Origin of the sequence: Escherichia sp. E2661 (assembly GCF_004745185.1) — a bacterium.
Lineage (GTDB): Bacteria > Pseudomonadota > Gammaproteobacteria > Enterobacterales > Enterobacteriaceae > Escherichia.
In genome coordinates, this window is record NZ_PDIG01000073.1 from 1 (window position 1) to 630 (window position 630).

A 630-nucleotide genomic window follows, 5' to 3' on the forward strand; every position below is an offset into this window, starting at 1 on the left:
TTCACGATACCATTGCCAGAGTTGTATCCTGTATCAGTCCTGCAAAATTTCACGAGTGCTTTATTAACTGGATGCGTGACTGCCATTCATCAAATGATAAAGACGTCATTGCAATTGATGGAAAAACGCTCCGGCATTCTTATGACAAGAGTCGCCGCAAGGGAGCGATTCATGTCATTAGTGCGTTCTCAACAATGCACAGTCTGGTCATCGGACAGATCAAGACAGATGAGAAATCTAATGAGATCACAGCTATCCCTGAACTTCTTAACATGTTGGATATTAAAGGAAAAATTATCACAACTGATGCGATTGGTTGCCAGAAAGATATTGCAGAGAAGATACAAAAACAGGGAGGTGATTATTTATTCGCTGTAAAAGGAAACCAGGGGCGGCTAAATAAAGCCTTTGAGGAAAAAATTTCCGCTGAAAGAATTAAATAATCCAGAGCATGACAGTTACGCAATTAGTGAAAAGAGTCACGGCAGAGAAGAGATCCGTCTTCATATTGTTTGCGATGTCCCTGATGAACTTATTGATTTCACGTTTGAATGGAAAGGGCTGAAGAAATTATGCGTGGCAGTCTCCTTTCGGTCCATAATAGCAGAACAAAAGAAAGAGCCAGAAATG

Annotated in this window: 1 pseudogene; it reads left to right on the plus strand. The window is 40.6% G+C overall.

Going from position 1 to position 630, the window contains the following annotated elements:
- Positions 1 to 630, plus strand: a pseudogene (locus CRI63_RS23700) (ISAs1-like element ISEc1 family transposase); the annotation flags it as partial.